The following is a 7,029-nucleotide window of genomic DNA, read 5'->3' as shown; positions in this document are numbered from 1 at the left end:
AGCAGCCCGCTCACCCGAAGCGCGGCTCCTGCTGCGCCAGCTCCGCCTCGAAGGCCGCGAAGTCCGTGATCGGGGCGCTGCACTGGGTGCCGGTGCAGAGATACGCGACCGGGCCGTCGGCGCGGGCGCTGCGCAGGGCCAGCGCCTCGGGCAGGTCGGCGGCGTCGTCCGGAATCGCGATCGTCACGCGCTGCGCGGCGTAGCGGCCGCTGCTGCGCTGCTGCCAGCGTTGCAGCGCCTCGCCCGTGCCGCGCAGCACGACCGTCGTGCCGGGGCGGAAGTATTCCTCCAGTGCCCCGAGCAGCGTCGTCGTGCCGAGCGGGTGGCTCTCGATGCCCGGCCAGGCCCACTTCAGCACCTTCTCGGCCGCGACCAGATACGGGATGCGGTTCAGCAGCCGCCCGAGCACGAGCAGCGCGCGCGCGGCAACGCCGTTGGGTCCGGGCAGCGCGTCATCCCACAGCGGTTTCGGCCGCGCGATCAGGGCTTCGCCATCGACCGGCGTGTAGTGGAAGCCGCCCTTCTTCGGATCGGCGAAGCGGTCGAGCAGCTGATCGGCGAGCGCCTGCGCAAAGTGCAGATCATCCGGCTGCCAGCGGCACTGCAGCAGTTCGAGCGTCGCATCGAGCAGGTAGGCGTGATCGTCGAGGAAGGCCGGCTGATACGCCTCGCCGTCCTTGCAGACCGCGTACAGCCGGCCCTCGCGCCAGCAGTGTTCGCGCAGGAAGGCGTGTGCATCGGCGGCGAGCGCGATCCAGTCCGCCCGCCCGTGCAGGCGGCCGGCACGCGCGAGCGCGCCGATCAGCAGCGCATTCCAGGCCGTCAGGATCTTCTCGTCGCGATGCGGGTAGACGCGCGCCGCACGCACGGCGAGCAGGCGGGCGCGGATGGCATCGAGGCGCGCATCGACCGCAGCCGCATCGAGCCCGAAGCCGGCCGCGACCTCGACCGGCAGCCGGCGCACGCCGAGGTGCCAGCGGCCTTCGAAGTTCGGCGCCCCGTCGAGCCCCCAGACGGCAGCGGCGAGCGCGTAGTCCCCGGCCGGCAGCGCGGCGCGGATTTCGTCCGGTGTCCACACGTAGTAACGGCCTTCGTGGCCTTCGGAATCGGCGTCGAGCGTCGCGTAGAAGCCGCCTTCGGGGGCGCGCAGTTCGCGGGCGAGGAATCCGATGCTGGCGGCCAGCGCGCCGCCGCCTTCGGGCAGCAGGCCGGCGGCCACGGCATCGCCGAGCAGGCCGAGCAGCGCGGCCTGGTCGTAGAGCATCTTCTCGAAGTGCGGAATCTCCCAGCGTGCATCGACGCTGTAGCGGAAGAAGCCGCCGCCGATCTGGTCGTACAGCCCGCGCGTCGTCATCGACGCCAGCGCCAGACGCACGGCGGCCTCGACCTGCGTGTCGGGCGTGCCGGCGAGCCGGGCGCCGGCGGCGATGCGCAGCAGCCGCGCGAACAGCTCGGCCTGCGGGAATTTCGGCGCGCTGCCGAAGCCGCCGTTCTCCGCATCCAGCTTGTCGAGGATCGCGCCGCGCACCTCTTCAAGTGGCGCCGGATTGGCGGCATAGCCGGTGACGCCGGCCTTCGGCCCGCCACTGCGCAGCGCCGGCCCGAGTTGCGCGTTCTGCGAACGCACGTCCTCACGCCGCTCGTGCCAGACCGCGGCCAGCCGTTCGAGCAGTTCCGGAAAGCCCGGCAGGTTGTGGCGCGGCGTCTTCGGAAAATACGTGCCGCTGAAATACGGCATGTGATCGTCGGGCGTCAGCACCACGTTCAACGGCCAGCCGCCCGGCCGGCCGTTCAGCAACTGGTGCGCCTGCTGGTAAATCCGGTCGAGATCGGGCCGCTCCTCGCGATCGACCTTGACGTTGACGAACAGCCGGTTCATGACCGCGGCCACGCCTTCGTCCTCGAAGGATTCGTGCGCCATCACATGGCACCAGTGACACGCCGAATAACCGATCGACAACAGGATCGGCTTGTCCTCGGTCGCGGCTTTCGTAAGCGCTTCGGGGCCCCACGGATACCAGTCGACGGGGTTGTCGGCGTGCTGGTGGAGGTAGGGGGATTTTTCGGAGGCGAGGCGGTTGGGCATGGGGGGAGCCTGCAGAGTGATTGGCCTTACAAGACTGATGATGTTATGCCGATCACGCTGGAACGCTCTGCTTTTCAGCCCCCGGCCTTTCTGGGGGGAAAAACAATCTATTCCCGTGGGATCGGCAGGATTGCGCATTCACGCCTGCTGCAGCAGACGGTCGAGGGCGATTGTCAGTGTCCGGTCGTCGAACAGGCGCATCTTGCGCTCGGCCGCATCCGGGCCGCCGCGCCAGTGGCGCAAGCCTTCCCGCAGAGCCGGCACATCGGGAGCCACCCCCTCGCGCGTGAGCAACCAGTCAACCGTTGCCAGCAATTCCATGCCGAACGGCGATTCGAAACCATCGATCAGATTCGTGGTTGATTCCAGTGCCCGGGCGTACGCTTTGGTTTCTGTCTTCAAATAGGTTTGCAGGAAATCCTTGCGCTCGTCGTCGAACCAGATCACCTCGAACGGGTCGGCATCGCTGATACGCTTGTTGCAATGCAGGTAGCTACCATCGAGGTTGTTCAGCAGGTGGTCCAGCCGGTTCGCGTAAGGGCCGTATTTGTGGGCCGTGAACTGCAGGTTCAGCGGGTTGTTGCCGGGATTGTGGCGCTCGATGGCCCGTTCCAGAAACCACGCCAGTTTCTGGATTTCCAGCAGACTGCATTCCATGCCCATAACCCAGTAACGGCGCACCAGTTCGGCAATCAGGGCGCGCGCCGGCGTCAGTTTTTCCACGCCGGTCCGCTTGGCCACGTTCTGATACTGGCGGGTGGGCTCGAACACCAGGACTTCGGTTGCGATGTCGCCCAGGGCCAGCTCTATCTGCTCACGCACCGCAGTCCATTCCAGACCACCATTACCGGCCCCCAGTGGCGGGATGGCGATCGAATGAATCTGATGCTCCAGCAGGAACCGCCGCAAATCCTGCAGACCATCGACGATCCACTCCAGACGGGAAGGCGAACGCCAGTGCTGCTTGGTCGGAAAGTTGACGATCCAGCGCGGACCGTCCAGTTCATGCACCGGCGTCACGAACATCCTGCCGGTCTGCACTTTCCCGGCCTTGCAGGCAGTGGCGTACAGGCGGAAGTTCTCGGCAAAGCGCTCCTTGAACATCAGCGCAATGCCCTTGCCCATCACGCCGACGGTGTTGACGGTGTTGACCAGCACCTCGACACGGGCTTCCAGCAGATTGCCTTGAGTGAATGTAATCATCCGAAATACCACTCGGGCCGGGCATGAACTGGCAGATTCAGGTTTCGGGCTTGAACTTCCTGAGCAATAAGGATTTTCAATGCCTCAGTATAACACACCATTCCAAGCAAACCGCTCACCGGCAAGATTTGGTAGATCAGGGCCTCAGCCTGATAACGCTCAAATTTGGCCGGATCATCCGGGTCACGCCTGAAATCTCGCCGCTGCAGCAGGGGCCAGTCTATATTGGTCAGATCGGCCAGGTCAGAATAAAAATTTGCCCACCGATAGTAGGCATGACTATCCGTGAACAGAAACGGCAAACCCTGTCCAGCGACATGGTGCAGGCTGGACACCAGGATCACGACATCCTCATTAGTCCGCTTCTGGATGCCGCCCCAACCCGTGCGAATGTTGTGCAACATTGGCGAAAAAGGGGTGAAGTAGAAGGGTATATAATCGTTCAGCACACCGCCCGGCGCCTGCGGCACCGGATGGCTGGCGCGCTTGCTGATCAGTTCCGGGTTACCGATGTTGATCCAGTCCGGCGCCTTCACCGGACTGTTGCCGCAGTGCAGACCATTAGCCAGAATCCACGGCAGGTTGTCGCGGTGAACAATGCGCCAGATCAGCGCCTTTTCCGGATTGAGATTTCTGTAACTCATCATCGGCAACCATGATGCGGATGAAGCCGAAAGGTGCGGGATTCAGGGTGCAGAAGTGCAGGGAAGCGCCTGACGCAGCCGGAGTGTCTGTCTTTCGTGTTTCGTTTCCGAATCGGGCCGGCAGGACTGTGCGAGTCACGGCCTGAGCCGCAGTCGATGTACAGATCGTGCCGGTGCCGCTACGGCGTGGCGCTGCGGACCGAGACGCTGCTGCCACGCCTGAGAAACGGGCTTGCGAAGCCGGCCCGCCGGTCCGGGCATCATCAGGAAGCCTGGCCTCACCGCGCCGTGTCCATGCTGCTCTCCTGCGGGCAGCAGGCTTCAGGGTAAGCGCAACCATCGCCGCCGATCCGCCGCGCCGTACCGGCGCAGCGGATCGACATCCGGACTCAGCGCAGCACCAGCACCGCCACCGCCGCGATCGCGACGATGACGGCGACCGCTGCAACGATGATCAGCGTCTTGTTGCCGCCGCCGCTCGGGGCCGCGGTGGCCGGGATCGGGCTGGCGGACGGCGTGGCGCTCGGGGCCGGGCGGGCCTTGGGCAGGGCGCCGGGGATTTCGTAGCGCAGGCGGGCGGTGTGGATGGCGATCTCGTCGCCGTTTTCGAGTTCGGCGTCGCGGATCATGTTGCCGTTGATGCGCGTGCCGTTCGAGGAGCCGAGGTCGTGGATCACGACCTTGCCGTCGAGGCCGTCGATGCGTGCGTGCTGGCGCGAGACCTCGCCGAGCGGGATGACGACATCGCAGCGGTCATCGCGGCCGATCAGCAGCTTGTCGTAGACCTGCCAGACCTTGCCGTGAATCTCGCCGCTGACGCCGCGCAGCACGCCGGTCAGCGGTACGCGGGCCTGCGGGGCAGGGGTTTCGGCGGGGACACCGACACGGCGGATGACGGTGGCATCGGTATCGGGCGGCGGCGGGACGTTACGCATCGGGTTCCTCCAGAGTTCGGCACGGCCGGGCTGCAAGCGGTTGGCTACGGCAAAGGTAGCGACGGAAACGGGCGAGCGGCGGGGACGCACACGCGTATCGCAGTTTACCTTGTCCGGACAGCACGCTAGCCTTCCGGACTTTTTCCCGCGCGCCACCCGCGCGCCGCCAGGTACCGACCCGATGAACCAGCCTGTCCCCGCCCCCCACGCCCCGCTGCGCCTGAAGAAGAACGAGGAACGGCGCCTGCGGGCCGGCCACCTGTGGGTGTACAGCAACGAGGTCGATACCGCCGTCACGCCGCTGACCGGCTTCCGGGCCGGCGAGCCGGTCGAGATTCAGGCCAGCAACGGCAAGCCGGTCGGCACCGGCTACGTCAATCCGCAGTCGCTGATCTGCGCGCGGCTGGTCAGCCGCGATCCGGCGCATCCGCTGTCGGGCTCGCTGCTCGTGCATCGACTGAAGGTGGCGCTGGGCTTGCGCGAGCGGCTGTATCCGGCGCCGTTCTACCGGCTCGTGCACGGCGAGGGCGACGCGCTGCCGGGGCTGATCGTCGATCGCTACGACGCGGTCTGCGTCGTGCAGATCACGACCGCCGGCATGGAGGCGCTGAAGGATGAGGTCATCGCCGCGCTCGACAAGGTGCTGAAGCCCGCCGGCATCCTGCTGCGCAACGACACCGGCAGCCGCAAGCTCGAAGGGCTGGACAGCTACGTCGAGGCCATCGGTCAGGTGCCGGAGGTGGTCGAGATCCTCGAAAACGGCGTGCGCCATCTGGCGCCGCTCGCCGGCGGCCAGAAGACCGGCTGGTTCTACGACCAGCAGGCCAACCGCGCGCGGCTCGCCAAGTACGTGCGCGGCGCGCGCGTGCTCGACGTGTTCAGCTACGTCGGCGGCTGGGGCATCCAGGCGGCGGTGGCGGGGGCCGACAGCGTCATGTGCGTCGACAGCTCGGAAGCGGCGCTCGATCACGCGCACGCGGCGGCCGAACTCAACGGCATCGCCGAGCGCTTCGCGACGCTCGAAGGCGATGCCTTCGAGGCGCTGAAGAACCTGAAGCAGGAGCGCGAGCGCTTCGACGTGATCGTCTGCGACCCGCCGGCCTTCATCAAGCGCAAGAAGGACTTCAAGGAAGGCGCGCTCGCGTACCGGCGCATCAACGAACTGGCGATGAGCCTGCTCGATCGCGACGGCATCCTGGTCTCGTGCTCGTGCTCGCATCACATGGAGCGCGCGACGCTCGCCGACACGCTGCTCGCGAGCGCCCGCCACCTCGACCGCTCGCTCGCCTTCCTCGAATCCGGCCAGCCGGGCCCGGATCACCCGGTGCATCCGGCGATCCCGGAGACCGAATACCTGAAGGCCTTCTACAGCCGCGTGCTGCCGGCCTGAGGCTCGACCCGCAATGCGCCAGTACCTCGACCTGCTGCGCCACGTGCGCGAGCACGGCACCGACAAGCAGGACCGCACCGGCACCGGCACGCGCTCGGTCTTCGGCCATCAGATGCGCTTCGACCTCGCCGCCGGCTTTCCGCTGGTGACGACGAAAAAGGTGCATCTGAAGTCGATCATCGTCGAACTGCTGTGGTTCCTGCGCGGTGACACCAACGTCGGCTTCCTGCACGAGCACGGCGTGACGATCTGGGACGAATGGGCCGATGCCAATGGCGATCTCGGGCCGGTGTACGGCGCGCAGTGGCGCAGCTGGCCGACGGCCGATGGCCGCCACATCGACCAGATCACGCAGCTGCTCGATCAAATCCGCAGCAACCCGGATTCGCGGCGGCTGCTGGTCTGCGCGTGGAATGTCGGCGAGATCGGGCGCATGCAGCTGCCGCCGTGCCACTGCCTGTTCCAGTTCTACGTCGCCGGCGGGCGGCTGTCCTGCCAGCTCTACCAGCGTTCGGCGGATCTGTTCCTCGGCGTGCCGTTCAACATCGCGAGCTACGCGCTGCTGACGCAGATGCTCGCGCAGGTCTGCGGCCTCGAAGCCGGCGAGTTCATCTGGACCGGCGGCGACTGCCACATCTATTCGAACCACTTCGAACAGGTCGACACCCAGCTCGCGCGCGAGCCGCTGCCGCTCGCGCGCATGGTGCTGAACCCGGAGGTCCGCGACCTGTTCGCGTTCCGCTACGAGGATTTCCGGCTCGAAGGCTACGA

Annotated in this window: 6 protein-coding genes; 2 read left to right on the top strand and 4 right to left on the bottom strand. The window is 66.4% G+C overall.

Annotated elements, in window-relative coordinates; genetic code table 11:
* Positions 1 to 10 precede the first annotated feature (10 nt).
* The 4 genes from PKE44_RS12795 to PKE44_RS12780 form a co-directional block, all read right to left on the bottom strand.
* Complete coding sequence (locus PKE44_RS12795) at positions 11 to 2,086, bottom strand: thioredoxin domain-containing protein (RefSeq protein ID WP_324551784.1); 2,076 nt, start codon at positions 2,084 to 2,086, stop codon at positions 11 to 13.
* 138 nt (positions 2,087 to 2,224) lie between these two features.
* Positions 2,225 to 3,289, bottom strand: coding sequence for a macro domain-containing protein (locus PKE44_RS12790; RefSeq protein WP_324551782.1), 1,065 nt, complete (start codon positions 3,287 to 3,289; stop codon positions 2,225 to 2,227).
* Positions 3,286 to 3,933, bottom strand: coding sequence for a DUF4433 domain-containing protein (locus PKE44_RS12785; RefSeq protein WP_324551780.1), 648 nt, complete (start codon positions 3,931 to 3,933; stop codon positions 3,286 to 3,288). The genes PKE44_RS12790 and PKE44_RS12785 overlap by 4 nt, the downstream gene beginning before the upstream one ends.
* Positions 3,934 to 4,322: 389 nt before the next feature.
* Complete coding sequence (locus PKE44_RS12780; RefSeq protein WP_324551778.1) at positions 4,323 to 4,868, bottom strand: FHA domain-containing protein; 546 nt, start codon at positions 4,866 to 4,868, stop codon at positions 4,323 to 4,325.
* Positions 4,869 to 5,049: 181 nt separating this feature from the next.
* Here PKE44_RS12780 and PKE44_RS12775 point away from each other — a divergent pair, with 181 nt between their 5' ends.
* On the top strand, positions 5,050 to 6,258 hold the full coding sequence (locus PKE44_RS12775; RefSeq protein WP_324551776.1) for a class I SAM-dependent rRNA methyltransferase: 1,209 nt from the start codon (positions 5,050 to 5,052) through the stop codon (positions 6,256 to 6,258).
* Positions 6,259 to 6,271: 13 nt separating this feature from the next.
* A partial coding sequence (locus PKE44_RS12770; RefSeq protein ID WP_324551773.1) for a thymidylate synthase occupies positions 6,272 to 7,029 on the top strand: 758 nt, incomplete at its 3' end.

The organism is Plasticicumulans sp., from assembly GCF_035331805.1.
In the GTDB taxonomy this organism is placed as follows: domain Bacteria; phylum Pseudomonadota; class Gammaproteobacteria; order Competibacterales; family Competibacteraceae; genus Plasticicumulans.
The sequence above is the reverse complement of the archived record's forward strand: the minus strand, read 5'-3'. Positions and strand labels throughout refer to the sequence as shown.